Genomic DNA, 25,930 nt, shown 5'->3' with positions numbered 1-25,930 from the left:
TTTTGAATTAGCCCTATCCCGGAACCCCCGGCACAATCCCCCCCACGAAACCCTGCGGTTTCCATCTCTCCACGGACGGAGCCCCTTGCGCTATTGCACTGGCAATACGAGGCCCAGGCCAACCCGGCTGGGCTTTCTTTTTAACTAGAAAAACGACAGATTCCCGATTACCCCCATGCCTGCCTCACGTTCCGAAAGCCGCCTGCAGCGTCTGCTGCCAGCGTCGCTGAATATCCCCCCCAAACAATGGCTGCGTGCCGGAATCGGCGCCTTGCTTGGCCTGTTCCTCGCCGGTTGGCTGACCAGCCTGGCCTATGGCCCCGGCATTGCCCTGCACCTGCTCGGCCCGCTGGCCGCCTCGGCGGTGCTGGTGTTCGCCGTGCATTCCGGGCCACTGGCGCAACCGTGGCCGGTACTGGGCAGCTACGCGCTGGCCGGCGCGCTTGGCCTGGCCATGCGCCAGGGCTTTGGCGCCGAGCTGTGGGTTGCTGCGGCCGCCCTGGGCTTGTCCATCCTGGTGATGTGCCTGTTGCGCTGCCTGCATCCGCCAGGCGGTGGCGTGGCGGTGAGCGTGGTACTGGCCGACCCTGGGCTGACGGCACTGGGCGATCACCTGCTGGAGCCGGTGCTGCTCAATGCGCTGATTCTGGTGGGGGTGGCCATCGCCTACAACCGCCTGACCGGCGTGCGCTACCCCAAGGGTGCCCCGCCACGCAAAGACCTGCACCACACCTACGACCCGCTGCCCAGCGAGCGCGTTGGCGTCAATGCCGCCGACCTGGACCAGGCACTGGAAGAACTGGGCGAATTCGTCGACGTCACCCGCGACGAGCTCGAACGCATCATCCTCGCCACCGAACAACACGCCCTGCAGCGCAGCCTCGGCGGCATCACCGCGGCCTCGTTGATGTCCCGCGACGTGCAGTTCGCCTCGCCCGACACCAGCCTGGAGCAGGCCTGGAAGCTGCTCGCCAACCATCACCTGAAAACCCTGCCGGTGTTGCAGGCAGGCAAGCTGGTGGGCATCGTCAGCCTCAGCGACCTGGTCGGCCCGGCCATGCAGCGCGGGCGTTTCAGCTGGCGCAACCTGTTCGGCGGCAACGCCGTGCGCATGGCCCAGGTGATGCAGCGGCAGGTGGTCAGCGTCAGCAGCCAGCACCCGCTGGAGCGGCTGCTGCCACTGCTGTGCGAGCAGGGCCTGCATTGCCTGCCGGTGCTAGACGGCGAGCAGCTGGTGGGGGTAATCACCCAGACCGACCTGATTGCCGGGCTCAAGCGCCAGTTGCTGAGCGCGGCGGGCAGCGCTTCAGATCACCGGGTCCCAGCGCTGTGACCAGTCACTGGCGCCGGCTGCCACCAGCTGGCGCAACACCGTGAAGGCCTGCTGCAGGGCTTCGCTGTCGCGTTTGCGCGGGTACACCAGGTAGGTGGGGTAGGTGAACTCCGGGGCCTGTGGCACCCGTTCGAATACGCCGCTGTCCAGGTAGGCCTGGACCACGCGGGTGCGAAAATAGCCGCTGCCGCCCTGGTCGAGAATGAACTGCAGCGCCAGTGGCCCCAGGTTGAAGCTCAGGGCGGCCCGCGCGTGGTCAGGCAGGGCGGCATCGTGCTGGCGGCGGAAGGCCTCGCCCCAGTCGATGTAGATGTAGGGCTCGGGCCGATCGACACGGCGCACGCGGATCAGCTTCTCTTCCATCAGTTGCTCCACCTGCAGGCCTGGGCCGTAGGTGGGTTGATACACCAGCGCGGCATCCAGCAGGCCCATTTCCACCTTGCGCAGCAACGACTCCCCGTCGCTCACCTCACTGCGGATGGCATGGCTCGGCAGCGCGTGGTACAGGGCGCTGACCCAGTCGAGCAGCATCGGGTTGCCCAGGCTTACCTCTGCCCCTACATGCAACAGCTGTTGGCAGCCCTCGGGCAGCGGCAGGTCGCGCCGCGCCGCTTCCCAGGTTTGCACCAGCTGGTTGGCATAACTGACGAAGGCTTCACCGTCGCTGGTCAAGCTGGCGCCATTGCGGCTGCGCACGAACAACTGGCAACCCAGCTGCTGCTCCAGGCGCTGCACCCGCGCGGTGATCGCGGTTTGTGACACGAACAGGCGTTCGGCGGCGGCGACCAGGCTGCCGCACCGCACGATTTCCAGGAAGGTCCGGGCCTGTTCGATATCCATGGGTTGCTCTGTTTCGTGGCGGAAAGGGTTGCCTATTCTAAAGGCCTTTGCGCGGTTCTTGGCAGCGCGCGCAGGGCGGTTCTGCAGAGTGTGCAAATTTGCAGGTCGGTTGTGACGTTAGTCCCATGGCGAGCCCGGTGTGGCGGGCCATACTCAGGGTTCGCCCTTCAATAACAACAAGATCGGGTTTTCGTCACCATGACCTATCAGCACAGCTACGCCCAGTCCATTGCCGAACCTGCCGCCTTCTGGGCCGAACAGGCCGCCGAGCTGGCCTGGTTCCGCGCGCCTTCCCAGGCCTTGCAAGCCAACGCCGACGGCACCCACCGCTGGTTTGCCGACGGCCGCCTGAACAGCTGCTACCTGGCCCTCGACCGGCAGATCGAGCTGGGCCGTGGCGAGCAACTGGCGCTGATCTACGACTCGCCAGTGACCGGTGTGCAGCAGGCCTTTACCTACCACCAACTGCGTGACGAAGTGGCGCGCCTGGCCGGGCTTTTGCGGCAACTGGGCGTGGGCAAGGGCGATGGGGTAATCATCTACATGCCCATGGTGCCCCAGGCGGCCATGGCCATGCTGGCCTGCGCGCGCATCGGCGCGGTGCATTCGGTGGTGTTCGGTGGCTTTGCCGCCAACGAGCTGGCCCTGCGCATCGACGATGCACGGCCAGCGCTGCTGCTCACCGCCTCGTGCGGGCTGGAGTTCGACCGGGTGATCGAGTACAAGCCGCTGGTCGACCGGGCGCTGCAGCTGGCCCAGCATCAACCGCGCCATGTGCTGGTGCTGCAGCGGCACCAGGCCCACGCGCACTTGCAACCGGGGCGTGACCTGGACTGGCAGCAGGCGCTGGCTGGCGCCGCGCCGGTGCCACCGGTGGAGCTGGATGCCGCCGACCCGCTGTACATCATGTACACCTCCGGCACCACCGGCAAACCCAAGGGCGTCGTGCGTGAAAACGGCGGCAACGCCGTGGCCCTGAGCTATGCGATGAAGCAGGTGTATGGCATGCAGGCGGGTGATGTGTGGTGGGGCATTTCCGATGTGGGCTGGGTGGTCGGCCATTCGCTGATCGTCTACGGGCCGTTGATGAGCGGGTGCACCACGGTATTCTACGAAGGCAAGCCGATTCGCACCCCGGATGCCTCGGCATACTGGCGTGTGGTGGAGCAGTACCGGGTGAACGCGCTGTTCTGCGCCCCCACCGCCATGCGTGCCATCCGCAAGGAAGACCCACACGGCGAGTTGATCGCCAAGCACGACCTCAGTTCCTTGCGCCAGTTGTTCCTGGCCGGGGAAAAGCTCGACTCCAGCACCCACGAATGGCTGGAGCGGGTCACCGGCAAACCGGTGCACGACCACTGGTGGCAAACCGAGACCGGCTGGCCGGTGACCGCACCCTGCGTGGGCCTGGCGGGCAGTGCGGCGCGGCCGGGGTCGAGCAACCGCGCAGTGCCGGGCTACCACGTGCAGGTACTGGACGACGACGGTCGCCTGCTGGGGCCCAACCAGCAGGGTGCGATCGTGATCGCCCTGCCATTGCCACCGGGGTGCAGCCAAACCTTGTGGGGCGATCACCCGCGCTACTTGCAGGCTTACCTGCAGGCGTACCCGGGGTACTACCACACCGGCGATGGGGGCTTTCTCGACGAGGACGGTTTCGTCTACATCATGGGCCGCACGGACGATGTGATAAACGTCTCCGGGCATCGACTGTCCACCGGGGAGATGGAAGACCTGGTCGCCCGCCACCCGGCGGTGGCCGAATGCGCGGTGATTGGCGTGTTTGATGAGATCAAGGGCCAGGTGCCGCTGGCGCTGGTGGTGCTCAAGGATGGCGAAGGCATTGGCGAGGCGCAGCTGTTGGTGGAACTGGTGGGCAGCGTGCGCGAGGAGATCGGCGCGCTGGCGTGCTTCAACCGGGTAAGGCGGGTGAAGCGGTTGCCCAAGACGCGGTCGGGGAAAATTTTGCGGGCGGTACTGCGCAAGATTGCCGATGGCCAGGATTATGTACCGCCCTCGACCCTGGATGACCCGGCGGTGCTCGGGGAGATCGAGGCGGTGCTGGCGGACTTGCCCAGGGCGGGGTGATCGCCTACAGGCAACGCACCCCCGTAGGAGCGAGCGTAGCTCGCGATGGGGCGCGTAGCGGCCCCAAGCGTTATTGCGCCGCGAACGGGCCGGATCAGGCAATAGCGCCCTCAGGCCCCACCTGATGCAACTGCCCCAACCGGCTGCGGGTGCGCATCAGGTCGGCCAGCGGCCCACCCAGGCTTTGCGCCAGGGGCCGGGTGCCGATCACCGTTACCTGCCGGTCCTGGTCATACAGCACATCCACCAGGTTGACGAAGCGTTGCTGCGCAGCCAGTGAGCACTCCGCCAGGTCATCCAGCCCCTCGATCACCCACTCGTCGTACTGCCCGGCCAACACCAGGTAGTCGATCACTGCGGTGGCCTTTTCGCACAGGTCGTCGAACGCCAGCACCACCCGCCGGCCATCGATGGCCAGCGCGCGCAAGGGCCGCTTGTTCACTTCCAGCACCACCGGTTGTTGATCCGGCAGCTTCAGTGCCTGGCGCTGGGCTGCATCACCCGGCCATACATAGTGGCCCTGGGTGAAACGCTGATGCTCGCGGTTGGCCGGCAGGCTGCGAAAGTCCGTGTCACCCCCCACTTCAAGCACTTCCATTGAGCTGTGGATCAGGCGAATCACCGGCAGGAAGCGCTCGTGGTAGAGCGGGTTGGGCAACAACCCTTCGGGCGCGTAGTTGGACGTTACCAGCAGGAAGATACCGCGGGCGAACAGGGCGTTGAACAGGCGTGTGAGCAGCATGGCATCGCCGATGTCATGCACATGGAACTCATCGAAGCACAGCACCCGGCAGCCGCCCAGCAGCTCATCGAGGGTCGCGCCCAGGGCGTCGTCCAGCAGACGGTGCTGGTGCATGCCCTGGTGCAGGCGGGCAAAGAAGTCGTGAAAGTGCAGGCGCTGTTTGGCCTCGACCGGCACGGCCTGGAAGAAGCCGTCCAGCAGCCAGCTTTTGCCGCGCCCCACCGAGCCATACAGGTAAAGGCTGCGCGGTTGGCCCTCTTCAAGCTGCGCCAGTTGCGCCGCCATGCTGCGGATGACCCGGCGCTGGCCTTCGCTGAGCTGGTAGCCGCGGCTGGCGGCCTTGTCTTCGAACCAGGCAAGCAGTTCGCAGTGCTGCGGCGCGGCGGCACGCAGGCGCTGGCCGAGTTGGCGCAACGGGGCAGGGATCCAGGCGGACAAGACGAAGCCTCCTTGGGTGATGGCAGGGCAGGGCGCAGCTTGCCCGAGGACGGCGCGTTTGACCAATACAAAAAATGCCAGGCATCGATCGCCTGGCTCGATAGCTCAGGCCTTGCGCTGCAACTGGCGCTCGATCATGTACTTGATGCTGAGCCGGCGCTCCTTGAGGTGGCGCAGGTCGTCGTCCTGGAAATTGCCGGCGGAGATGGACTCGGCCGCCAGTACCTGGTTGTCGATATCCACGTACTCGTCGAGCAGGCGGTCCAGGGCCGGGTCCTGCTGGCGACGCTGCTGAACGATCTCGCGGGGGTAGTGCAGGTCCTGGTAGAGGTCGTGGGAGACGGGCATGAAATCCTCCTTGGTCAATGCAGTTGGCTTATCTGATTGGAAGGGAGGAATGCCAATGTGTTGAAGCGAAGCGGCAGAAATGCGACGGATGGTGCCCTGGAGGCCGCAAAACCGGCTCGCGAACACTAACTTGCTGTTTTAAGGCATTTTTTTTCACGTAGGGGGTTCACAGACTGAAACTTTGTTGTTAAAGTGCCGCGCATTCCAAGACAACAACCCAGTTGTCACCTAATTGGAATTGTCAGAGCAGCATCAGCTGCATCCGATACAGGGGCGTCGCCAAGCGGTAAGGCAGCAGGTTTTGATCCTGCCATGCGTTGGTTCGAATCCAGCCGCCCCTGCCATTTTTCCTATCGAATTCTTTATTCAGTGCAGACAACGGTCGGTGCTGTTTTTTGCGTTTTCGGGTTTCCTGTTTTGGCCCTATCGCGAGCTGCGCTCGCTCCTACCGAGGGCGGTGCGGTCCTGGTAGGCGCGAGCGCAGCTCGCGATAGGGCCGAAACAGGTAGCGCCTGGCTACCCGCCCACCCGCAACAACTCATTCAACACCCGCGCCAGCTCATCGGCCTGCACCGGTTTCTGCATCACCAGGCTGCCTGGCAACTCCAGCCCACCCAGCTCGGCATACCCGGTGAGGAACACCACCGGCAGTTGCGGATAACGCTCGCGTGCCGCCAGCGCCAGTTGGGCACCGTTGAAGGCCGGCATGGCGAAGTCGGTCAGCAGCAGGTCGATGCCGTCATCCAGCAACGCCAGCGCCTGTTCGCCACTGTGCGCCTGGCGCACCTGGTAGCCATACTGGCGCAGCACATCGCCGAGCATGTCGCGCACCAGGTGGTCATCGTCCACCAACAGCACCGTGCGGTCGCGGCCACTGTCGGCAGCCGACTGCACCGCCCCGGCTGCGACTGGCTCGTTTGGCATGTCATGTTTCACCGCCGGCAGGTAAACGGCCACCTGGGTGCCGTGCCCAGGCTCGGTGTCGATGCGCACGCCACCGCCGGACTGCTTGGCAAAGCCAAATACCTGGGCCAGGCCCAGGCCCGAGCCCTTGCCGATGTCCTTGGTGGTGAAGAACGGTTCGAATACCTTGGCCAGGACGTCTTCGCTCATGCCGCAGCCGGTGTCGCGGATGCTCAGCATCACGTACTCGCCAGGCTCCGGGTCTTCCGGGCGTTGCGGGCGGGCGCTGATGCGGGTGTTGCGGGTAGCCAGGGTCAGCTGGCCGCCGTCGGGCATGGCGTCGCGGGCGTTGATCGCCAGGTTGAGGATGATCATCTCGGTCTGGGTCGGGTCCGTCAGCGCCTGCCACAGGCTGTGGTCCAGGTCCAGGCTTACCGCGATGCTGCCACCGAGGGTGCGGCTGAGCAGGTCCTCAAGGCCGGTGAGGGTGCGGTTGAGGTTCAGCGGCACCGGTTCCAGGCGCTGGCGGCGGGAGAATGCCAGCAACTGCGAGGTCAGCTTGGCGCCGCGCTCGCCGGCTTCGCGAATGTGCGTGAGGCGGCTGCGGGCCTTGCCCAGGTCGCCCTTGCCCAGGTCGCGCTCAAGGAAACTGGCGCCGGTGAGGATCACCGTCAGCAGGTTGTTGAAGTCGTGGGCAACGCCGGCGGTGAGCTGGCCCACCGCTTCCAGGCGCTGCATCTGCTGCAGCGCCGCCTCGATGCGTTCGCGCTCGGTGATCTGTTCGCGCAGGCGGCTGTTGGCCTCGGCCAGGCCCAGGGCGGTTTCCCGTTCGCTGGTGATGTCCCGGGCCACCACGTAGAGCAAGGTGTCTTCCGGCACCACCACCCACGACAGCCAGCGCAGCTGGCCACTGGCATGCTGGATGCGGCCAACGAAGCGCGCACTGGTGCGGCCATGGGCAAGTGCGGCCAGTTCGGTCAGCAGCGCTTCCTGGTCAGCTTCAGGCAACAGGTGCAGCAGCGAGGCCTGGCTCAGGCGTTCGCGGGAGAAGCCCAGGCTGGCTTCCCACGCCGGGTTGAGGGCGACCGGGGTCAGGTCCTTGTTGAGTACCGCCAGCAAGTCCTGGGACAACTCCCAGGCGCGGTCGCGCTCGCGGGTACGCCGCTCGACCCGCTCGCCGAGCATTTCGTTGAGCTGCTTGAGCGCCTGGGTGGCCTGGCGCTGGGTGTGGATGTCCTGCAGCACGCCGGAGAAGCGCACGCACTGGCCATTGACGAACTGGCACTGGCCACTGCTGAGCAGCCAGCGCGGCTCCTGGCCAGCAGGCGGTGCGATGCGCAACTCGACCCGGTACAGGCCATCGCTGTCCGGGCGCATGGCCTGCTCCACGGCTTGGCGCACGCGCGCGCGGTCGGGCGGGTAGATACCGGCGTAGAACACGTCCAGGTTCATCTCGGTATCGGCTGGCAAGCCGAACAAGGCCTTGCAGCGGTCGTCCCAGACCAGCAGGCCCTGCTGCGGGCGGTAATCCCAGGTGCCCATGCCGGCGGCGTCAATGGCAATGCGCGCACGTGCTTCGACGTCGGCCAGGGCTTCTTCGGCGCGGCGCCGGCGCTGGCGCTCCTGCACTTCGGTGAGGGCGCGGCGCACGGCCTTGGGCAGCAGCGGCAGGTTCTTTTTCAGCACATAGTCGGTGGCACCCAGGCGGATCATTTCCACCGCGTGCTCTTCGCCATAAATGCCGGACAGGAAGATGAACGGCGTGTCCGGTGCCAGGCGCTGGGCGATGGCCAGCACGTCGGTGCCAGAGGAGCCCGGTAGCACGCAGTCGCAGAGAATCAGGTCGAAATGGCTGGCGAGCAGGGCATGTTCGACGCCGACGTGGTCGAACACCAGGTGCGACTGTACCTGCAGGCCGCTGCGCTCAAGGCGCATCAAGGCCAGCTCGGCGTCCATCGAGCTGTCTTCGACCATCAGCAGTTTCAGGGGCGTTGGCTGCATCTGGCGCTGGCCTCAGTGGCTGCCACGGCGGTTCAGGCGCAGCGAGCCGGGTGGCGGCTCGTTGAGCACCGCCCAGAACACGCCCAGGTCGGAAATGGCGGCGACGAATGCCTTGAACTCCACGGGCTTGACCACGTAGGCGTTAACCCCAAGCTCATAGGCGCGCAGCAGGTCGGGCTCCTCGCGCGAGGAGGTCAGCATCACGGTCGGGATGCTGCGCAGGTCGGCGGTGGCGCGCACAGTCTTGAGCACTTCCAGGCCATCGACCTTGGGCAGTTTCAGGTCCAGCAGCAGCACCGCCGGGTTGCCGTCGTCGCGTTCGGCGTAGGCGTTGCGCCGCAGCAGGTAGTCCAGGGCGTCGGCGCCGTCACGCAGAACGATCACCTCGTTGGCCAACTGGCTGCGCTCAAGGGCCAGGAGCGTGAGCTCCAGGTCCCGGGGGTTGTCTTCGACCAGCAAAATGGGCTTGAGCATGATGGTACGGGTGCCTCAGGGGGTCGCTGGGTGACGGGGTAGGGTGAAGTGGAAGCTGGCGCCCCGGTCGATCTGGCCCTCGGCCCAGACCCGGCCATCGTGGCGCTCGATGATGCGCCTGACGCTGGCTAGGCCAATGCCGGTGCCTTCGAATTCTTCCATGCGGTGCAAGCGCTGGAATACGCCGAACAGCTTGTTGGCGTAGGCCATGTCGAAGCCGACGCCATTGTCTTGAATATAGATCTCGGTTTCCCCGGCGTGCTGCCGGGCGCCCACGGTGATGCGCGCAGGCTCGCGGCCACGGGTGTACTTGATGGCGTTGGCGACCAGGTTGTGCAGGGCCAGGTTGATGAACGCAGGGTCGGCGATGACCTTGGGCAGCTTGGCGATGTTCCAGACGATTTCCCGGCCTTCGTAGTCGGGCGCCAGTTCCTCGCGGATGGTTTGCACCAGGGCATTGAGGTCGACGTCCGACAGGCGCAGCGCCGAGCGGCCCATTTGCGAGAAATTGAGCAGGTTGTCCACCAGGCTGCCGGCAAACCGCGCCGCTTCCTCGATGTGCTGCAGGTAGCGCTTGCCGCGCTCGCTCAGGCCCTGGCCTTCGATTTCACCCAACAGTTCGGTGTAGCCGGCAATGTGCCGCAGCGGTGCGCGCAGGTCGTGGGACACGCTGTACGAGAAGGCTTCCAGCTCCTTGTTCGAACGGCGTAGCTCGTTGGCCAGCTGGGCCATTTCCTCGGCCTTGCGCAGCACGATGCCGAGCACGGCGGAGCGCAATTCAAGCACGCCTTCGAGCACCAGCGGGTCCCAGGGCTCGCAGTAGCCACTGAGCTGTTCCTGCCAACGGACGAAGCTGTGCCGCGGGTCGAGCGCGCCGTGGGCGCCGATGTGTTTGTCGGGGCGGCCGGCCCAGTCGACGTTGCGCACCTGTTCGGCCCGGAACCACAGCAGGTAGTGGGAGTGGATTTGCGAGATGGCCACCGCCAGTACCCCGCCGGCATGGGACGCCAGCTCCGGCAGGTCGTCGACATCGCGGCCGAGGTTGTCGGTGTGGAACACCGCTTCCTCGCCGCGCTGGGCCAGCCAGTGCACCAGGGCGTTGACCTGGGCGGCGGGCGGGGCTTGGCCGATCAGGTCGCAGCGCTCGGCGGAGATCACCGCGGCACCGTTGGCACCGGCGAACGCCAGCAACACCTCGGGCAGGTCGAGCAGGCCGGCACTGACGCTGTCGTGGTCGGCCATCGACGAGATCATGCGCACGATGTGCTGGCGCAGGTAGAGCAACTGGCGGGTCTTGGCGTGGGCCTCGCGCGACTCGATCTGCAGCGACAACACGCTGGCCAGCAATTCGCACGCGGTGCGGGTGCGAAAGTCCACCGGCTGGGGCTGGGCGTGGTGGCAGGAAATCAGCCCCCACAGCTGGTCGTCGACCACGATCGACAGCGACATCGACGCCAGCGTGCCCATGTTGCGCATGTACTGCAGGTGCACCGGCGACACGCTGCGCAGGGCGGCGAAGCTCATGTCCAACGGCTTGCCAGTGCGCGGGTTGAGGGCCGGGTGCAGGGGGGATGCAGTGTAGTTGGCGTCTTCGATCACGCGAATGCGGTTGACCCGGTACAGTTCACGGGCCTGGCGCGGGATGTCCGCGGCAGGAAAGCGCAGGCCCAGGTAGCGCGGGTAGCCGGCGTCGGCCACCTCGGCAAGCACTTGGCCGTTACCCTCGGCATCGAAACGGTAGGCCTTGACCCGGCCGAAGCCGGTGATGCGCTTGAGCTGCACCACGCACTGCTGCAGCAGGGCCTCCAGGCTGTCGGCATTGTGCAGGCTGCTGACGAAGCCGCGTACCAGCGGGTAATAGTCGCCTATGTCGGCCATGCTGGCGGGTTGCCGGCAGGGTTCGAATTCGGCGATCAGCACTTGGTCGTGGCGGTGCGCAAGCAGGCGCAGCGGCGCACTGTAGGGCGCGCCCTGGCGCAGGTGCAGGTCACCGATATGGAACGGGAAGGCTTCGTCGCCGGGCAGGCGCTGCAGGTGCTGGCGCAGGTCGAAGCTTTCGCTGACCACGTCGGTGAAGGTGCAGCCGAGCAGTTCATTGGCCGGCACCCCCAGCCACTGCGCGACGTTTTCACTGGCCTGGAGGATGCGCAGGTCGTGTTCGTCCAGTACCAGCAGAAAACCGTGCGGCTGGATGCTGCCGGGCACCTGGATCGGCTCCTGGGCGCAGCGCTCCACGGCTGCGGCTAGCGCGGTGTCTGCTGTGGTCAATGGAAACGCTCCTGTGTTCAGGTACCGGCCGGGTATAGCCCTGCACCGTAACAGAATGCGGGGTGTTTTGCCGGTTCAAGGCTTTTGAGGGCTTGTGCGGGTTGGGGTTCGGTTTGGGGGGTGGAAAATCTTTGGGGCGTTGGGGGTCCGGCTGGGGAGTTGGGTTGGCCGTGAGATCGAGCGCCGCCCGCGCGGCGCTTCGCGAGCTTTGCTCGCTCCTACGTTTGTTTCGGGCCAGTTATGCCTGTTAAGGCGCGCGCGACCGCCTTGTTTGTACGGCGCGATATCGTGCCATGCGCCAAAGCGTTCGCGCGCAAATCCCCCAGGACTCACTGGCCCGAAACAAACGTAGGAGCGAGCGCAGCTCGCGAAGCGCCGCGTGGGCGGCGCTCGGTCTCCCGGCCAACCCAACGCCCCAGCCGAACTTTATGCCTAACACCAAAGAGTGGCCCCCCGCCATTACGCACTTGCCACCTGCTGCTACGCTCAAAACAGAGAACAGGGAAACAAGGAATATTCAGTGACGGAACGCTTCCTGGCCGCGCTGTTGGGCCTGTTGTTGAGCGGCAGTGCCGTGGCGACAGACTTCCTGGTAGAAGTGCGGGTGTTGGTCGAGCGCGGTTGCATGCTGGTGACCCAGCAGCGCGACGCGGGCGCTCAGGCCCTGGGTCAAATCGACCTGGGCAGTGCCGCTCGCCTGGACGGCCCAGGCGCGCCCTTGAGCGGCGTGCTGGTGACCCGCCACCCACCGCGCCTGGAATGCAACCCTGACACCACCTACCAGGTGCGCATCGACGGCGGCCAACACGGCGGCATTGGCGAACTGCGCTTTCTGGCAAGCCCGGACGGCAAGGCCCGGCCCATTCCTTACAGGCTCTACCGCGACCCCGCCTGGCGCGAGCCGGTGGTGGTGAACGAGGCGCAGACGGCGCGGGTACCCGACAGTGGCAGCGTGGAGCTGCCGCTGTATGCACGGATCGACCGCCTGGCCTGGGTGCCGCGCGCCGGGCAGTACGCCGACCTGCTCAAAGTCACGGTCACCTGGTAGCGAGGCCGCCATGGACAAGGATGCCACCCCATGAAAACCACGTCGATCCTGCTTCTGAGCCTCGGCCCACTGCTGTTGCCCGAAGGCGTGGCCCATGGCACCACCACCGGTTTCATCCAGGCGCGCCTGGAAATCAGCGCCGCCTGCCAGATCAATAGTGGCGACCAACCGCCTGCCACCCTCGGCAACCCTGGGGTGATGGACTTCGGCCAGCGTGGCCCGAACTGGGAGCAGCCCCTGCGAACCCGGGTCGATGGCGCCGCCGGCGATGGCAATCTGCAGATCAGCTGCACCCCTGAGGTGCGGGCCTTCAACGTCAGCATCAACGCTGGCCTGAACGGCGGCGACGGCGTGCGCCGGCTGAGCAACGGCAACGTCATGATTCCCTATCAGCTGGCGGTCGACCCCAGTGGCAACAGCCATTACGGCATCGGCCAGGCCCGCGCGTTCCTCATCAACAGCACCGACCAGGTGCCGATTCCCATCTTCGGCGTAGTGGTAGCGCAGCCGCGCGCGCTGCCTGCCGGGCTGTACCGCGACACCCTGAGAGTGACCCTGGACTGGTAAACGACGCAAGGAGACTCCGATGCGAACGACTTTCACGCGCTGCATGCTCGCCGGCCTCGGCCTGGCCTTGGCTGCCCAGGCCCAGGCGGCCACGGTGACCGGGACCATTTCATCCACCCTGACCCTGATCTCGGCCTGCCAGGTCAATGGTGCCGGCGGCACCTCGGGGTTGAACTTCGGTACGTTGAACTTCGGTACGGCCGATGCCCTGTTCACCACGGCCAACGGCCAAGTGCTGGGCGGTGGCGGCGGTGCCATGAGCATTCTCTGCTCGGCAGGCACCGTGCCGGCCATTCGCGTGCGGGCCGGCGCCCACGATGGCCAGTCCACCGGCGGCACCCGCGCGCTGGCCGATGGCGCCGGCAACTTCGTGCCCTACGACTTCTACACCGACTCAGGGCGCACCACGCTGCTGGCCATCGACGGCACCATTACCCTGCCCACCAGCACGGGCGTGGCGCAAACCGTCAACCTGTACGGCCAGGCACGCGGCAAGGCGGGCCTGCCGGCCGGGGTGTACACCGACACGGTTGCGGTCGAGCTGTCGTTCTGAGCCATGCGCAGCTGGCTCGGCGGGTGCCTGGCGGGCCTCGGCGTGCTGCTGGCCACGCCCTTGGACGCGGCCACCACCAGCACCTTCCAGGTGAGCGCGCAAATCGTTGCCGGCTGCCTGGTGGTAGGCGGGGTGAGCAACTATGGGGTGCTCAACTTCGGCACCCAGTCGGCGCTGTCCACCGGCATTCTCAGCACGTCCCTGGGCGGCACCACGGTGACCTTCCAGTGCACCCCGGGGGTGAGCATGACCATGAGCGTGGACGGCGGCCAGAACAGCGCCAGCGGTACCCGCAACCTCAAGCTCAGCGGCGGCACGCAGGTGCTGGCTTACCAGTTGTACCGGGACGCGGCCTACAGCCAAACCCTGGGAATCGGCCAGAGCGTGGCGGTGAGCTACACCGACGCCACGGCCATCAAGTTGCCGGTGTATGGCCGTACCCAGTTGCCCGGCACCTTGCCGGCCGGGACCTACACCGATGTGGTGCAAGTGTCGGTGACCTGGTGAACCCAGCGGCACCGCAGAAGAAGAAACCAAGGAGAGCGGCATGGTGGCAGGCGCGAAGTGGGCGCAGGGTGTAGTCGGTTCACTGTTGCTGGCAAGCCTGCCGGCGGGGGCGGCGACGTCGGTGCTGATCTGGCCGATCGACCCGGTGCTGGAAGCCGGCCAGAAGGCCGGTGCATTGTGGCTGGAGAACCGCGGCGCGGCCCCGGCCAGCTTGCAGGTGCGGGTGTTCGCCTGGCGCCAGGGTGACTACCAGGAGCAATTCCAGGCCCAGCGCGACATCATCGGCAGCCCGCCGGTGGCCAACATCGCGCCGGGGCAGAAGCAACTGATCCGCCTGACCCGCACCGGCAGCTCGCCGGCCGGCCAGGAGCAGGCCTACCGCATCATCATCGATGAAATCCCTTCACCCCTGCCGGCCGACAGCGCAAGCCAGGGCACCACTGCAGCCATTCGCCTGCAGATGCGCTATTCGGTGCCGCTGTTCGTCTATGGCGAAGGCTTGTGGGGCAAGGCCGACCCGGAAGGCAAGCGCAACGCCGCCGGGGTCGGCAAGCCGCAGCTGAGCTGGCGCCCGGTGACGGTGCAGGGCAAACCCTATGTGGAACTGCGCAATACCGGGCCGGTGCACGCGCGGCTGACTGATGTGGTGGTGCAGCAGGGCAGCCAGGCCAAGCCATTGGCCGAAGGGCTGCTTGGCTATGTGCTGCCCGGCGCCAGCATGCGTTGGCCGGCCCCGGTGGCGCCCAATGCAGGCAGCGTGATCAAGGGGAGGGTCAACGGCCAGGAAACGGCCGAAGCGATCCGGCAAGGGCAATGAGTGCGCGGTTGAATGAGCGTCAGGGACCAGGGAGGCCCCGGCAATGGTCGGAATCCGGGAGTGAAAAGGCTATGGCAGGTGCCGTGCCGCTGGTGCATGGGGCTGGCGATGATCGCCCCCTGCCTGGCCGTGGCCGACGACCTGCCGCCACCGCCCACCGAAGCCGCCGCCGTGGCCGATGCCACCCTGTACCTCGACCTGTTGGTGAACCAGGTGCCCAGGGCTGAATTGGTGCCGGTGCAGCAGCGCACCGGGCGGCTGTACCTGGACAGCGACGTGTTGCGTGCCGCTGGCATTCACCTGCCCGGCGAACCCCAGGGCGAGGTGGCGCTGGAGGACATCAGCGGCCTGCACGCCGATTACGACAGCCAGAACCAGCGCTTGATGCTGCAGGTGCCGCCGGCCTGGCTGCCGGACCAGCAACTGGGCGATCGCAACCTGTATCCGCCGAGCGAGGCGCGCAGCAGTTTCGGTGCCTTGCTCAACTATGACATCTACCTCAACGACACCGACGACGGCGGCACCTACCTGGCGGCCTGGAACGAGCTGCGCCTGTTCGACAGCTGGGGCACGTTCAGCAGCACCGGCCAGTGGCGGCAAAGCTTCAATGCCGCGCAGAACGACACCAACCGGCAAGGCTTCCTGCGCTACGACACCACCTGGCGCTTCACCGACGAGCAACGCCTGCTGACCTTTGAGGCGGGCGACTTCGTGACCGGCGCCTTGCCCTGGACCAGCTCGGTCCGGGTCGGCGGCCTGCAACTGTCGCGCGACTTCGGCGCACGCCCCGACCTTGTGACTTACCCGCTGCCGGCCTTTGCCGGCGAGGCGGCGGTGCCGACTTCGCTGGACCTGTTCATCAATGGCTACAAGGCCAGCACCTCGGAACTGCAGCCCGGCCCCTACACCCTGACCAATGTGCCCTTCATCAACGGCGCCGGCGAAGCGGTGGTGGTAACCACCGACGCCCTTGGCCGGCAGGTGTCCACCACCTTGCCGTTCTATGTCACCAGCAGCCTGCTGCAAAAAGGCCTGTCGGACTACTCGGTGGCTGCCGGTAGCCTGCGCCGTGACTACGGGGTGAAGGATTTCGGCTATGGCCCAGGTGTCGCCACCGCCAGTCTGCGCCATGGCCTCAGCGACACCTTCACCCTGGAAACCCACGTTGAAACCGCTGAGTCGCTGCTGCTGGGCGGGTTGGGCGGCAACATGCGCTTGGGCACCTTCGGGGTGCTCAACGCGGCCTTGGCGCAAAGCCAGTTCGACGGTGACAAGGGCCATCAGGTCGCCCTGGGCTACCAGTACAACAGCCAGCGCATCGGCTTCAGCTACCAGCGCCTGCAGCGCCATGGCGACTACGCCGACCTGACCCGCGTCGACACCCCCGATATCCAGCTGAGCCAGCGCAGCGAGCAGGTGACTGTCAGCCTGAACCTCAACCGGTACGGCAGCCTTGGCGCCGGTTACTTCGATGTGCGCGCCGGTGACGGCACGCGCACCCGGCTGATCAACCTGAGCTGGAGCAAGCCGCTGTGGGGCAACAGCAGCCTGTACCTGTCGGCCAACCGCGAGGTGGGTGACAGCAACTGGGCGGTGCAGGCGCAGGTGGTGATTCCGTTCGACTTCGGCAGCACCCTGGCGGTCAGCACCGAGCGCAGCAAGGACGGCGAGAGCCTGCAGCGGGTGAACTACAGCCGCGCCGTGCCGGTGGGCGGCGGCGTTGGCTACAACCTCGGTTACGCCAGCGGCAGCGACCGTGATGCCTACCGTCAGGCCGACGTCACCTGGCGGCTGCAGTCGGTGCAGCTGCAGGCTGGCGTGTATGGCAGCAGCGGCGAGATGACCCGCTGGGCCGATGCCAGTGGCTCGCTGGTGTGGATGGATTCGGGCGTCTACGCCGCCAACCGTATCGACGACGCCTTCGTGGTGGTCAGCACCGGCGGTTACGCCGATGTGCCGGTGCGCTATGAAAACCAGGAAATCGGCCACACCGACCGCAGCGGCCACTTGCTGGTGCCCTACAGCAGCGGCTACTACCGGGGCAAATACGAGATCGACCCGATGAACCTGCCGCCCGATGTGCTGGCCGCGCAAGTGGAGCAGCGAGTGGCGGTGCGCCGTGGCAGCGGCTACCTGCTGGAATTCCCCCTCAAGCGCGTGTTGGCGGCGAGCATCGAGCTGGTCGATGCCAACCAGCAGCCGCTGAAACTGGGCAGCACGGTCGTGCACCAGGAAAGTGGCGGCCAGGCGGTGGTGGGCTGGGACGGCCTGGTGTACCTGGAGAACCTGTCGCCGCGCAACCACCTGCAGGTGACGGTGGAGGGCGCAGGGCCATGCACGGTCGAGTTCGAGCTGCCCGATACGCAAGGCACGGTGCCGCTGATCGGCCCGCTGGTGTGCCGATGAAACGGTTGCTGTATGCGTTGCTACTGCTGCTTCTGCCGGCAGGCTCGGCGTGGGCGCTGTGTTCGTCGGTGGCAACCCTGCCTGCAGGGTTCGGCACGGTCAACTCGACCCTGGTACGCACCACCGCGCAGACGGCCTCGACGACCAACGCGGGGCTGCAATGCACCGGCTCGCTGTTGAGCTTGCTCAGTTCCACCGACCATTTCTACGCCACCATCACCGGTAGCAGCAGCGGCGGCCTGGTTGGCCCAACCGGTGACGTGATCGCTTACACGCTGTATGCCGACAGCACCACCAGTTACCCGATCACCCGGGGCGTGGCATTCGACTTTGCCCGCAATGGCATTCTCGACCTGCTCGGCCTGCTCAACGGCACCTCACCCAAGGCCGTGCCGTTGTACATGCGCACGGTGGTTGGCAGTAACGTCGCCGCTGGGGTGTACCAGGAAACCTTGACCGTGCTCTGGAACTGGAATTATTGCTCCGGCATCGGTATTGGCGCCATCTGCCTTGGGCGTGATATTGGCTCAGGCACGCAGACGCTGGTCGTGACCCTGACCGTGAGCAACGATTGCCAGATCACTACACCCAACATCAATTTCGCCAGCGCGCCCGTGGTGGCCGGGTTTGGTACGGTGAGCCAGAGCGTGAGCCTGTCGTGCACCAAGGGCAGCGCCTACACGGTGGGTTTGAATGATGGCGAGAACGTTTCCAGCGGGCGCCGGCGCATGAAGTCATCGGCCGGCAACTTCCTGGCCTATGACATCTTCAAGAGCGCCGGCACCGTGCGCTGGGGCTCGCTGACCACCGCCCGGCGCTCCAGCAGCGATGCCGACGTGAACCCCGGCAACGGCACGGGGACCGGGAGCCAGGTGTTCAACTACAACGCGAAGGTTTACACCGACCAGACCACGCCTCCGGCTGGCAGCTATCTCGACAATGTGATTCTTGATGTGGCGTTCTGAGCGCGCAGTCCTGCTCCGGCCCTTTCGCGGGGCAAGCCCGCTCCTACAGGTTGTCCGCTAGGCTCAAGGCCAGTGCGGTACCTGTGGGAGCGGGCTTGCCCGCGAAGGGGCCGAATTTGCTCAGCGCAAATCGTCAACCATCTTCAAAAGCGTCTCCAACACCGCCCCCGCCAAGGCCTTGGACCTTGCCCCCGACCACCCAGCGACCGGCTCCGGTGCATCGTCGTGGTCCTTGAACGGCATCTCCAACGTCAGCGACAGGCAGTCATACGCCATGCCCACCGCATTGCACGCCAACGTGGTATTGGCCTGCCCCGGTTCATCCCGGGTGTACCCGTGCACCGTCTGGAAGTCCCGGGTCACGCTGCACAAGGTGCTGCGAAATTGCTCCTCAAGCTTTGCCAGCCGTGGCGTGTACCCTGGGTTCCCCTCGCAGGCTGCGGTGAACACATGGGGGATCTCCTCATCTCCATGCACATCGATAAAGGCATCCACCCCGTACTGCTTCATCTGCGCCTGGGCGAAGAACACCTCAGGGCTCAGCTCCACACTCGCATCCTGCCAAGCCCGGTTCAGGTCCTTGCCCTTGAAGTTGGTGCGCAGGTGGCCGAGGAAGGCACCGTCGGGGTTCATGTTCGGAATCAGGTACAGGTCGGCTTTTTCCAGCAGCTTCTGCACGGTCGAATCATTGGCCTGCAGGCGGTCGATCACCCCCTCCATGAACCATTCGGCCATGTGCTCGCCCGGGTGCTGCTGGGCAATCAGCCACAGCTTGCGTTTGCCCGCTGCGCCGTCGCCGGCGCGCAGCAGCGGAATGTCCCGCCCTTGCACACTGCGCCCATGGGCCAGCAACTCGACGCCCGGCAACTGCTGGGCCCGCTCGATCAGCTGGTTGTGGCGCGCACGCGGGTAGGGCTCGAAGTAGGCGAACCAGATCTGCTCCTGCTCGGCCTTGACCTCGAACGCCAGCGCCTTGCCATCGAACTGGCTCGGCACCCGGAACCAGCGCTGCTGGTCGTAGGAGGCCACCGCGTTGTAACCGCTCCAGGCGTTCTTGTAGGAAGACTCGCTGGCGTTGTCCAGGCTGAAGCGATGGACCTGGCCCGGCGTGAGGCCGCTGACCTTGAAGTGGAACCACTGGAAGTGGCCGCTGTGGGTGTCCGGGCGAATGGCCAGGTGCACCTGCGCCGGGTTGCTTGCATCCAGTACCCGGATATTGCCGGAATCGAAGGCGCAGTCGATTTGCAGGGGGGACAGCGTCACGGTCATGGGCGGGCTCCTTGGGAATTGTTGTGGGGGTTACTGTACACCGCTTGGGCGCCCCGTGAGTGCGCCGGATCACGCCACCAGCCAACTCGCGTCACCCTCGACCAGCGTGCCCCCATGGCTGGTGGTATCGCCCACCCGCGCGGCAGGGCTGCCTTCGATGAGCAAGTGGGCGGCACCGGTTTCGATGATGGCGCCACAGGACGTTTCGTCGCCGACGCGGGCGATGGGGGAGCCGTTGACGGTGGCGTGGGCGGCACCGGTGGTGACGGTGGTGGCGCCGTGGAGGGGGCAGTCGTGGCGGTGGCCGATGAGGACGATGGGGTTCATTGAGGCTCCAGAACGTGACTACTGCAAGATCAGGTTGAGTGAATCCAGCACTTCGGCGGTGACAAGGCGCAATCGGTAGCTGTAGTAGGCATACATGCCTGTGATCATGCCGGTAGCTAGCACCAATGGGCTCCACCACGGCCAGTGGCGGCGCATGCGGAAGTTGCGAGGCGCAACGTTGCTCAGCGCATCGGGAAACAGTTCAGGAAGTGGCCCGCGCTGTTTGCTGATCAGCGTGCGCAGTTCAGCGATGTGGGCTTCAAGTGTTTTATCCCCCCCGGGGACGACGGCATACTTGCCTTTCAAACCCATGCACAGCACCAGGTACATGAATTCCAGTACGTCCACGAAACGCGCGGGTTCCTGTTTCATGCGTTCCAGGATTACAAAAAATTTTTCACCACCCAAGGCGTCGTCGTGAAACTCACTCAGCAGCGGCATGTGGCTCCAAACTGAAACTTTGCCCCAAGGCCGGTCCATGACGGTTTGGTCCAAGTACAGGCACAGCGCGTAGGAAAAGGCCGATACCTGTAAAGGCTCATAGGGAAGCTGGGCCATTTCCGCGAGGATGTTGGTTATCTGGATAGAGACAACGCGATAGAGCTCTTCGAGATCGTCGATGTCGTCGAGTGTTTCCAAGCGAAGGGCTAGCCCAAGCAGTGACAGGGCGGCATTGCACATTGGGTTCATGAAGCCGGTGCGCAGGTCGAAGTCGGGGTCGCCCGGTGCATGCTGCAGGAGGAAGCGAGTGGTTGAAGTGGAGGAGGGGGAGGCGTTATGTTTTTCTGCGTGTTTTGTAAGTTTTGGGAGTAGTGTGTTGGATGGCATTTTAAGAGTTACCTAGTGTTGTGAGAGGTTGGCTTAATCGGTTGCGAAATGAACAGGAGTTTTGGAGTTCAGTTATTGGGTTGATGACCTTCGAAGGTGGGGCGGTATCTAATCGCCAGTCTTTACGCCATTCACTCGTATCACGGGCTTGCGTTTTTCAGCGAAGCCGCAGAGTACGTCGTTTTCATGAGGAAATTTAACGTAGGGTACGTTGTATTGAATCCATGCTTCGACGCTATTCGGGTATGTGTAAAAAAGCAGTAGAAAAATTGCTAGGGGTATAGTTAGTGGTGACCACAGCCAGGCCCGAGTCTTTGAGTGGTTTTCTTGAATGTCTTTTACCCATTCCCTATAAGGTTGAATTGTGGAGTCGAGTCGACTTAGCTTCTCGGCACGCTTTGGCGGTAGGGGTAGGTTTTGTATTCCGTCACTCATAAAGCGTTGTAAGTATTCCCAGAGGGCACGAGCGGAGCGCCCATTATCTAGCGCGCTAAGGTTCCCACAGGCAGCGCATATTTCAGTGGGAGGGCTCATGCGATAGTCAATGGCGAAGAGGTAAAGTGGGTGGCGGGAGCTATAGCCGTAAGATGAAACTATCGGGATGAACCCAGCCATAGCCTCTATTTTGTCCCAGTCGATGATGTGCATGTGTTTTTGGTTGTTTGGATATATGAAATATAGTTTTCGGGTGATTCGGTTTATACGGATATAAGCGCCGCGACAGCGATGAGCGCCGCTTGCAAAATACATGGCCAAGGCAATACAGGGAGTAAGCGGTGACCATGCTAGAGCTATCAGTAGGACTTTGCTGTCGGTGCTGACAAAAATTGCGACAACTACAAGAAATATCAGTGACAGTAATGCCGATAATCCAATGAACATAGCGCTGCCGCTTCTTGTGAGATTTGAATATGTCTCGAGTTCGATGCAGGTGTCATTTATACGATGTACTCCGTCTGGCAACGGTAAAATGTGATGATTTAAGGCGTGCGGTAAAATCGTGCCGCCAGCTTTTAGACTTTTAGGCAAGTTCTTGATTTTCATAATCTAACTGGATCTCGAAATAAATTAAATTTGCTCGCCTCTACGAGGGCGGAGATCGCGCGCTTGAAATTGCAGGAGTATTTCTGATCCCTTGCGGTGGTCGGGCTGGGAATGGCTAGGAGGCGGTTGTCGGAATCCATCAGTCGAGATTGCTCCTGAGTGCCGGTGCCGAGTATGAATTGCAGAGGGTGCGATCCTTGGCGAATGGCTGATTGGGTAAGGGCCGGCGAAGTTGCTTTCTCGAAGCCGGGCTGTCGTGAGCGGTGCTTACTGATCAAGTTTCACACCATTTACACGTATTACCGGTTTCCGTTTTTCGGCGAAGCCGCAGATTACGTCGATTTCGCGAGGAAATTTAACGAAGGGTACATTGTATTGAATCCACGCTTCGACACTATTGGGGTAGGCGTGAAAAAGCAGCAAAAATATATATTCGGGAATTGTGAAGGGAGCCCATAGCCAGCCGTGTTTTTTACAAAGCTGTTTTCGGAAATCATCCGCCCACTCTCGGTATGGCTGAAGCGTTGCGTCTCGTCGGCTCACTGTTGCAGTTTGATTCGGTGGTGAGGGCAAGTCTTTTGCGCCATGGGTCATGTAATGCTGTAGGTATGCCCAAAGTGATTGAGCTGACTGACCACCATCAAGAGCTCCAGAGTTTCCACATGCAGCGAATATTTCTGTGGGAGGCGTCATGGCGTAGTCGGTGCCGAAGAGATAGAGAGGATGCCTCGTGGTATAGCCGTGCGAAGTTACAATGGGTATGAATCCAGCTAAGCCTTCGATACTGTCCCAATCAATAACGTGCATATAGTTTGGGTTGTTTGGATGTATGAAGTAGAGCTTTCGTGTGTTTCGGTTAATTCGGATGTATGATCCTCGGTACCGATGAGCCCCGCTGGCAAAATAAAATACAATAGAAAATAAGGGTAGCGAAGGGCTGGCCATTAATATGGCTAGAAGCGTTTCTGTATCTGTGCCAAGCACCAGGGTAATCATAATTGATATTATGATGGATGCTAGAATCGAGACGCCAATGAAGCCGGCGCTTCCGCTTCTAACAATGTTGGCGTAGGTGTTGATTTCGATGCATTTGTCATTGATGCGATGTACCCCGTCAGAATCTGGAAGAGAAGGCTGCTGGGTGCCGTGGTATAACTTTTTACCCCCAAAGCGAAGGTTTTTCGGTAGTTTTTTTATTGCCGTCATTTTTTAGGGGGCTCAATCAATTCTAGCTTGGCTGGGTCTATGATTTCTGAAAATAGATCGGGTGCTCTAAATTCTAGCGGAGACGGCGCTCCGTTTTGTTGAAAATAAATATCGGGTTGCGCAGTGTCTGGGATGAATAAGTACTCTAGCCAGACTTTTGCGGATTGGTGCATTTGAATACTCCAACCATTTGGTTTTCCACCATGAAACGTAGGAGTGACCAGGCACTCAATCTCATAGTTGGTAGCTCGTTTTTCTGTGTTATGTGCTATAGGGCCCGTTATTTGTTTGAGTTTTTTTCATGTAGTGAGAGTGATAGTCGAGTTTGGAACTCTTCGGTTGGTATGTCGCTGGAATGTGGGAGTTGATACGTAATTCGGAGGGTTCCCACCCGAAATCCGAAGGTTTGCTGCCAGTCAGCCGATATGCGAGGGCGATAATGCAAATTATGCACGGCATTAAGTTCTTCGAGGTTTGTGTAATGCTTGAAATGTTTTCCCCAGGCACTATGTTTTAACCATATTTCTACCGGCCCATGCTTTGTTAAATCAACGCCTGCTGAAAATGCTATAGCTGCGCCAAGTGAAATTAATGCTAAAATCGACCATCCTGGTGGTGTGAGCCCTAATACCGTAACTGGGCCAGCTGTACTTATTGCACCTGCCGCTGCTGCTGTCCCTCCCGCCCATGAAGCGAGAGCTATGACCCCTCCTGCGATAGCAGAGCCAAAATACATAGCTGCTTGTTCAGTGTTTTTTTCTTTGACTGCTCGGATACCTTTTGCGCTGTCAATCAGAGAAACTAGCCCGGCTCCGCCTGCTCCAAAAAATGATACGCCAAATTTTGAAGACAAATATTTCATTGTAGATAAGCCCGTTTTCTGTCCGGCGATCTGGAACTTTAGTGACAGTGCTGTGGTGGTGAGTTCAATTCCTGCACCTATTAGCGTTGCGCTGGCGCCTACTAGTTCGAATACACTGAAAACTGTTTCATTGCTATTTCTCGCTGCTTTTATGGTGTTGGTTAGGTTTGTTATCGCTAAAAACCCTCCGAGTCCTGCTAATGAAGGTCCGAGTCCTGAGCTTAGTGTATGTTTTGTGCGTAAAAACAGGTTGGTTTCCTTTTTTGAAAGGTGGTTGTTTTGGGTGGTGCTATGGGATGGATTTGTTGTTTGGTAAGTTGTTTCTCCAATCTTAATTAATTCGTAAATTTTTATTTGGACTGTGAATTTGATTTGGTTGGCACTGGCGCGTGGCGATTTCCAGTGCTTAAGTTTATTTTCTTCAAGAATTTCTGGGATTTGAAACTCCTTGGCTTGTCGAACAAAATCTGCGAGATTCATTTCGTGCATAACTATCGTGGCATTAAACCGAATCTCCACCACAGCCTTGAGCCTAGGCACCAACACATCCGCCTTATGAATGGTTGGCAGTGCCTGCAGTAACCCCATCAATGCATTGGTCGCAGGTGTACCTGCGTGCTCGTCGAGGTAGTTATCCACCACCGCAAACGCCCCTTTGACGAGGTCTCCGGCCTTTTCCTTGAACCGGCCGGCCAGTAATTCGCTGCCATTGCCCACCGCCAACCAGAACGGGCTCTGGTCGGTCGGCATCATCACCACGTCATGCAGCAAATCCCGACCTTCACTGCAATGCACCAATCCACCCAGGCAGTCGAACACGGTTTCTTCGTAAGCATCCGCCACCGCCTTGACCTGCAAGTCGAAGGTTTCCAGCGCCTTGCCCAGTAATTGTTCGGCATCGATCAGTCGAACCCAGGCGATAACATCCGCAACCTGTTCGGCAACGGCGTTGTCCAGCTTCGCCAGTTCTTGGGCATACAGATCGGGGAAGCGCATTGCGCCTTCGTAATCCAGCAATTTGCGTTGCCGCTTGAGGGCTTCGGCGGTTTCGGCGTTGCTTCCGGCCTGCTGGTTGGCGGCGTTGAAATAACCAGCAATGAAATTGGCACTCTGCAGGCGGTGGGCGTGCTGGCCGGCGTAGCGGGTCTTTCTTTCAACGGCCAGGGTCACCAAGTGGTGAAGTTCGCTCACTATCCCGATAGGGTCATGCAGGGCCACTGCCAATGGGCTTACGCCTGGGCGTGGGCCTAACTGACGGGTTAGGTTTATCAAGGCCTGGCCATAGCGAGCCATGAAGTCTGGGCGCTTTGAGGGGCCTGCGAAAAGGGGGAATATGCCGGCGGTGCCGGAAGGCTTTAGGTCAGCCAAGGCATTGCCGGCATGGGCTGAATCGAACACATGCGGCTGCTTGGGCGAGCCTGCCGGTTGCACGGCAGTGGCAAGCTGGCTGCGCAGGCCGCCGTCGTCCTGCTCGATGCGCCACAGGGTGGCGTGGCTGAGCAAGGCTTCGCTGACCATCAGGTACACCCTGTCAGCGATACGGGTTTCGGGTGCCAATACGTGGTAGGCGGCACGGGCGGTGTCCGGGTGTGCGTGGCTGCCGGGTGCATCGCTGTTGTAGTCCTCTGGTGTCCACCACAGGTGGGCGAAGCGCACGTCCTCGGTCACCTGGTAATGACGGGTTTTCATGCGCCCCTGGTGGAAGTAGAACAGGTAGAGATAACTGCCCGGGCGCAGCAGCCTTAGCCCGTAAGGCTTGGTCGACTGCAGGGGCGGGTACTGATCGATGCTGAGGGTCTGGAAGACTTCACGGTCCAGCGGTTGATCCGCGATGCCATAGCGCACGGGGTAGAGTGGAATGCCGCGCTCGCAGGGCGGCGGCGCAATGGCCTGGCCAACCCTGGGGGCACAGGGGTGATCGGGTTGAATGGCGCGTTTGAAGCTGCGGGTCATTGCTGATCCCTCTTGGTAATTGGGCTGGAGATCGCCAGCAGGCGGTCGTTGATATCCATCAGCCGTTGTTGGCCCTGAGTGTTGTTGTCGAGCAGCTTTGGGACGGTGAGATCCTTGGCGAATAGATGTACAGGGACGAGCAG

Annotated in this window: 21 protein-coding genes and 1 tRNA gene; 10 read left to right on the top strand and 12 right to left on the bottom strand. The window is 62.6% G+C overall.

Translation table 11 applies throughout. The features are described from left to right. Positions 1–175: 175 nt before the first annotated feature. Positions 176–1,333 (top strand): HPP family protein, encoded by a 1,158-nt coding sequence (locus F3J44_RS09615; protein ID WP_167271956.1) that lies wholly within the window; start codon positions 176–178, stop codon positions 1,331–1,333. On the opposite strand, the gene F3J44_RS09610 is transcribed toward F3J44_RS09615, so the two are convergent. Next, on the bottom strand, positions 1,307–2,173 hold the full coding sequence (locus tag F3J44_RS09610) for a LysR family transcriptional regulator (protein ID WP_167067644.1): 867 nt from the start codon (positions 2,171–2,173) through the stop codon (positions 1,307–1,309). The two genes, F3J44_RS09615 and F3J44_RS09610, sit on opposite strands and share 27 nt — an antisense overlap. A 198-nt stretch (positions 2,174–2,371) precedes the next feature. On the opposite strand from F3J44_RS09610, the gene F3J44_RS09605 reads away from it, so the two are divergent. After that, complete coding sequence (locus tag F3J44_RS09605) at positions 2,372–4,261, top strand: propionyl-CoA synthetase (protein ID WP_167271953.1); 1,890 nt, start codon at positions 2,372–2,374, stop codon at positions 4,259–4,261. A gap of 94 nt (positions 4,262–4,355) precedes the next feature. Here the strand turns inward: F3J44_RS09605 and zapE are convergent, their stop codons facing one another. Both zapE and F3J44_RS09595 read right to left on the bottom strand, forming a co-directional pair. Next, entirely contained in the window at positions 4,356–5,441 is a 1,086-nt protein-coding gene (gene zapE, locus F3J44_RS09600; RefSeq protein WP_167271951.1) for a cell division protein ZapE, read from the bottom strand. 105 nt (positions 5,442–5,546) lie between these two features. Next, positions 5,547–5,789, bottom strand: a complete 243-nt coding sequence (locus F3J44_RS09595) for a hypothetical protein (RefSeq protein ID WP_167068242.1) — start codon at positions 5,787–5,789, stop codon at positions 5,547–5,549. Positions 5,790–6,058: 269 nt separating this feature from the next. Here F3J44_RS09595 and F3J44_RS09590 point away from each other — a divergent pair. Continuing rightward, positions 6,059–6,133, top strand: a tRNA-Gln gene (locus F3J44_RS09590). A gap of 172 nt (positions 6,134–6,305) precedes the next feature. Here F3J44_RS09590 and F3J44_RS09585 read toward each other — a convergent pair. From F3J44_RS09585 to F3J44_RS09575, 3 genes are read right to left on the bottom strand one after another with little or no spacing between them, the layout of a single operon-like run. Then, positions 6,306–8,693: a response regulator gene (locus tag F3J44_RS09585; protein ID WP_167271949.1), complete on the bottom strand. Its 2,388-nt coding sequence runs from the start codon at positions 8,691–8,693 to the stop codon at positions 6,306–6,308. Between the two features lie 12 nt (positions 8,694–8,705). Continuing rightward, positions 8,706–9,167, bottom strand: coding sequence for a response regulator (locus tag F3J44_RS09580; RefSeq protein ID WP_167068235.1), 462 nt, complete (start codon positions 9,165–9,167; stop codon positions 8,706–8,708). Between the two features lie 15 nt (positions 9,168–9,182). Continuing rightward, positions 9,183–11,435 (bottom strand): ATP-binding protein, encoded by a 2,253-nt coding sequence (locus F3J44_RS09575; protein WP_167271947.1) that lies wholly within the window; start codon positions 11,433–11,435, stop codon positions 9,183–9,185. Between the two features lie 520 nt (positions 11,436–11,955). Between F3J44_RS09575 and F3J44_RS09570 the strand changes: the two genes are divergently transcribed. From F3J44_RS09570 to F3J44_RS09540, 7 genes are read left to right on the top strand one after another with little or no spacing between them, the layout of a single operon-like run. Continuing rightward, positions 11,956–12,483 (top strand): spore coat U domain-containing protein, encoded by a 528-nt coding sequence (locus tag F3J44_RS09570; RefSeq protein WP_167068229.1) that lies wholly within the window; start codon positions 11,956–11,958, stop codon positions 12,481–12,483. Between the two features lie 30 nt (positions 12,484–12,513). Continuing rightward, positions 12,514–13,050: a spore coat U domain-containing protein gene (locus F3J44_RS09565; protein ID WP_167068226.1), complete on the top strand. Its 537-nt coding sequence runs from the start codon at positions 12,514–12,516 to the stop codon at positions 13,048–13,050. 19 nt (positions 13,051–13,069) lie between these two features. Then, entirely contained in the window at positions 13,070–13,603 is a 534-nt protein-coding gene (locus F3J44_RS09560; RefSeq protein ID WP_167271945.1) for a spore coat protein U domain-containing protein, read from the top strand. 3 nt (positions 13,604–13,606) lie between these two features. After that, the gene (locus F3J44_RS09555) at positions 13,607–14,110 is read left to right on the top strand and encodes a spore coat U domain-containing protein (protein ID WP_167271943.1); all 504 of its coding nucleotides are present in this window, start codon (positions 13,607–13,609) and stop codon (positions 14,108–14,110) included. A 40-nt stretch (positions 14,111–14,150) separates the two neighbouring features. Next, positions 14,151–14,927, top strand: coding sequence for a molecular chaperone (locus F3J44_RS09550; protein ID WP_167068216.1), 777 nt, complete (start codon positions 14,151–14,153; stop codon positions 14,925–14,927). Positions 14,928–14,987: 60 nt separating this feature from the next. Beyond that, positions 14,988–17,333 carry a fimbria/pilus outer membrane usher protein gene (locus F3J44_RS09545; protein ID WP_205299798.1) on the top strand — a complete coding sequence of 782 codons (2,346 nt, stop codon included), beginning with the start codon at positions 14,988–14,990 and terminating at the stop codon, positions 17,331–17,333. Further along, entirely contained in the window at positions 17,330–18,298 is a 969-nt protein-coding gene (locus F3J44_RS09540; RefSeq protein WP_167068213.1) for a spore coat U domain-containing protein, read from the top strand. The genes F3J44_RS09545 and F3J44_RS09540 overlap by 4 nt, the downstream gene beginning before the upstream one ends. Before the next feature lie 120 nt (positions 18,299–18,418). Here F3J44_RS09540 and F3J44_RS09535 read toward each other — a convergent pair whose 3' ends face one another. The 6 genes from F3J44_RS09535 to F3J44_RS09510 form a co-directional block, all read right to left on the bottom strand. Further along, positions 18,419–19,567, bottom strand: a complete 1,149-nt coding sequence (locus F3J44_RS09535) for a M14-type cytosolic carboxypeptidase (protein ID WP_167271941.1) — start codon at positions 19,565–19,567, stop codon at positions 18,419–18,421. Positions 19,568–19,636: 69 nt separating this feature from the next. After that, a complete protein-coding gene (locus F3J44_RS09530; protein WP_167271939.1) occupies positions 19,637–19,894 on the bottom strand; it encodes a PAAR domain-containing protein in 258 nt (85 codons plus the stop codon). A gap of 18 nt (positions 19,895–19,912) precedes the next feature. Next, positions 19,913–20,722 (bottom strand): type IVB secretion system protein IcmH/DotU, encoded by an 810-nt coding sequence (gene icmH / locus F3J44_RS09525; protein ID WP_205299797.1) that lies wholly within the window; start codon positions 20,720–20,722, stop codon positions 19,913–19,915. Between the two features lie 108 nt (positions 20,723–20,830). Beyond that, complete coding sequence (locus tag F3J44_RS09520) at positions 20,831–21,766, bottom strand: DUF6708 domain-containing protein (protein ID WP_167271937.1); 936 nt, start codon at positions 21,764–21,766, stop codon at positions 20,831–20,833. A gap of 267 nt (positions 21,767–22,033) precedes the next feature. Further along, positions 22,034–22,972 (bottom strand): DUF6708 domain-containing protein, encoded by a 939-nt coding sequence (locus tag F3J44_RS09515; protein ID WP_167271934.1) that lies wholly within the window; start codon positions 22,970–22,972, stop codon positions 22,034–22,036. 280 nt (positions 22,973–23,252) lie between these two features. Next, a complete protein-coding gene (locus F3J44_RS09510) occupies positions 23,253–25,787 on the bottom strand; it encodes a toxin VasX (protein WP_167271932.1) in 2,535 nt (844 codons plus the stop codon). Positions 25,788–25,930 lie beyond the last annotated feature (143 nt).

Origin of the sequence: Pantoea sp. Tr-811 (genome assembly GCF_011752535.1) — a bacterium.
In the GTDB taxonomy this organism is placed as follows: domain Bacteria; phylum Pseudomonadota; class Gammaproteobacteria; order Pseudomonadales; family Pseudomonadaceae; genus Aquipseudomonas.
The sequence above is the reverse complement of the archived record's forward strand: the minus strand, read 5'-3'. Positions and strand labels throughout refer to the sequence as shown.

Excerpts from the sequence above, each read along its gene's own strand:
- F3J44_RS09615 (WP_167271956.1), top strand. The coding sequence starts at position 176 with ATGCCTGCCTCACGTTCCGAAAGCCGCCTGCAGCGTCTGCTGCCAGCG.
- F3J44_RS09610 (WP_167067644.1), bottom strand. The coding sequence starts at position 2,173 with ATGGATATCGAACAGGCCCGGACCTTCCTGGAAATCGTGCGGTGCGGC.
- F3J44_RS09605 (WP_167271953.1), top strand. The coding sequence starts at position 2,372 with ATGACCTATCAGCACAGCTACGCCCAGTCCATTGCCGAACCTGCCGCC.
- F3J44_RS09595 (WP_167068242.1), bottom strand. The coding sequence starts at position 5,789 with ATGCCCGTCTCCCACGACCTCTACCAGGACCTGCACTACCCCCGCGAG.
- F3J44_RS09585 (WP_167271949.1), bottom strand. The coding sequence starts at position 8,693 with ATGCAGCCAACGCCCCTGAAACTGCTGATGGTCGAAGACAGCTCGATG.
- F3J44_RS09580 (WP_167068235.1), bottom strand. The coding sequence starts at position 9,167 with ATGCTCAAGCCCATTTTGCTGGTCGAAGACAACCCCCGGGACCTGGAG.
- F3J44_RS09565 (WP_167068226.1), top strand. The coding sequence starts at position 12,514 with ATGAAAACCACGTCGATCCTGCTTCTGAGCCTCGGCCCACTGCTGTTG.
- F3J44_RS09560 (WP_167271945.1), top strand. The coding sequence starts at position 13,070 with ATGCGAACGACTTTCACGCGCTGCATGCTCGCCGGCCTCGGCCTGGCC.
- F3J44_RS09555 (WP_167271943.1), top strand. The coding sequence starts at position 13,607 with ATGCGCAGCTGGCTCGGCGGGTGCCTGGCGGGCCTCGGCGTGCTGCTG.
- F3J44_RS09550 (WP_167068216.1), top strand. The coding sequence starts at position 14,151 with ATGGTGGCAGGCGCGAAGTGGGCGCAGGGTGTAGTCGGTTCACTGTTG.
- F3J44_RS09540 (WP_167068213.1), top strand. The coding sequence starts at position 17,330 with ATGAAACGGTTGCTGTATGCGTTGCTACTGCTGCTTCTGCCGGCAGGC.
- F3J44_RS09535 (WP_167271941.1), bottom strand. The coding sequence starts at position 19,567 with ATGACCGTGACGCTGTCCCCCCTGCAAATCGACTGCGCCTTCGATTCC.
- F3J44_RS09530 (WP_167271939.1), bottom strand. The coding sequence starts at position 19,894 with ATGAACCCCATCGTCCTCATCGGCCACCGCCACGACTGCCCCCTCCAC.
- icmH (WP_205299797.1), bottom strand. The coding sequence starts at position 20,722 with ATGCCATCCAACACACTACTCCCAAAACTTACAAAACACGCAGAAAAA.
- F3J44_RS09520 (WP_167271937.1), bottom strand. The coding sequence starts at position 21,766 with ATGAAAATCAAGAACTTGCCTAAAAGTCTAAAAGCTGGCGGCACGATT.
- F3J44_RS09515 (WP_167271934.1), bottom strand. The coding sequence starts at position 22,972 with ATGACGGCAATAAAAAAACTACCGAAAAACCTTCGCTTTGGGGGTAAA.
- F3J44_RS09510 (WP_167271932.1), bottom strand. The coding sequence starts at position 25,787 with ATGACCCGCAGCTTCAAACGCGCCATTCAACCCGATCACCCCTGTGCC.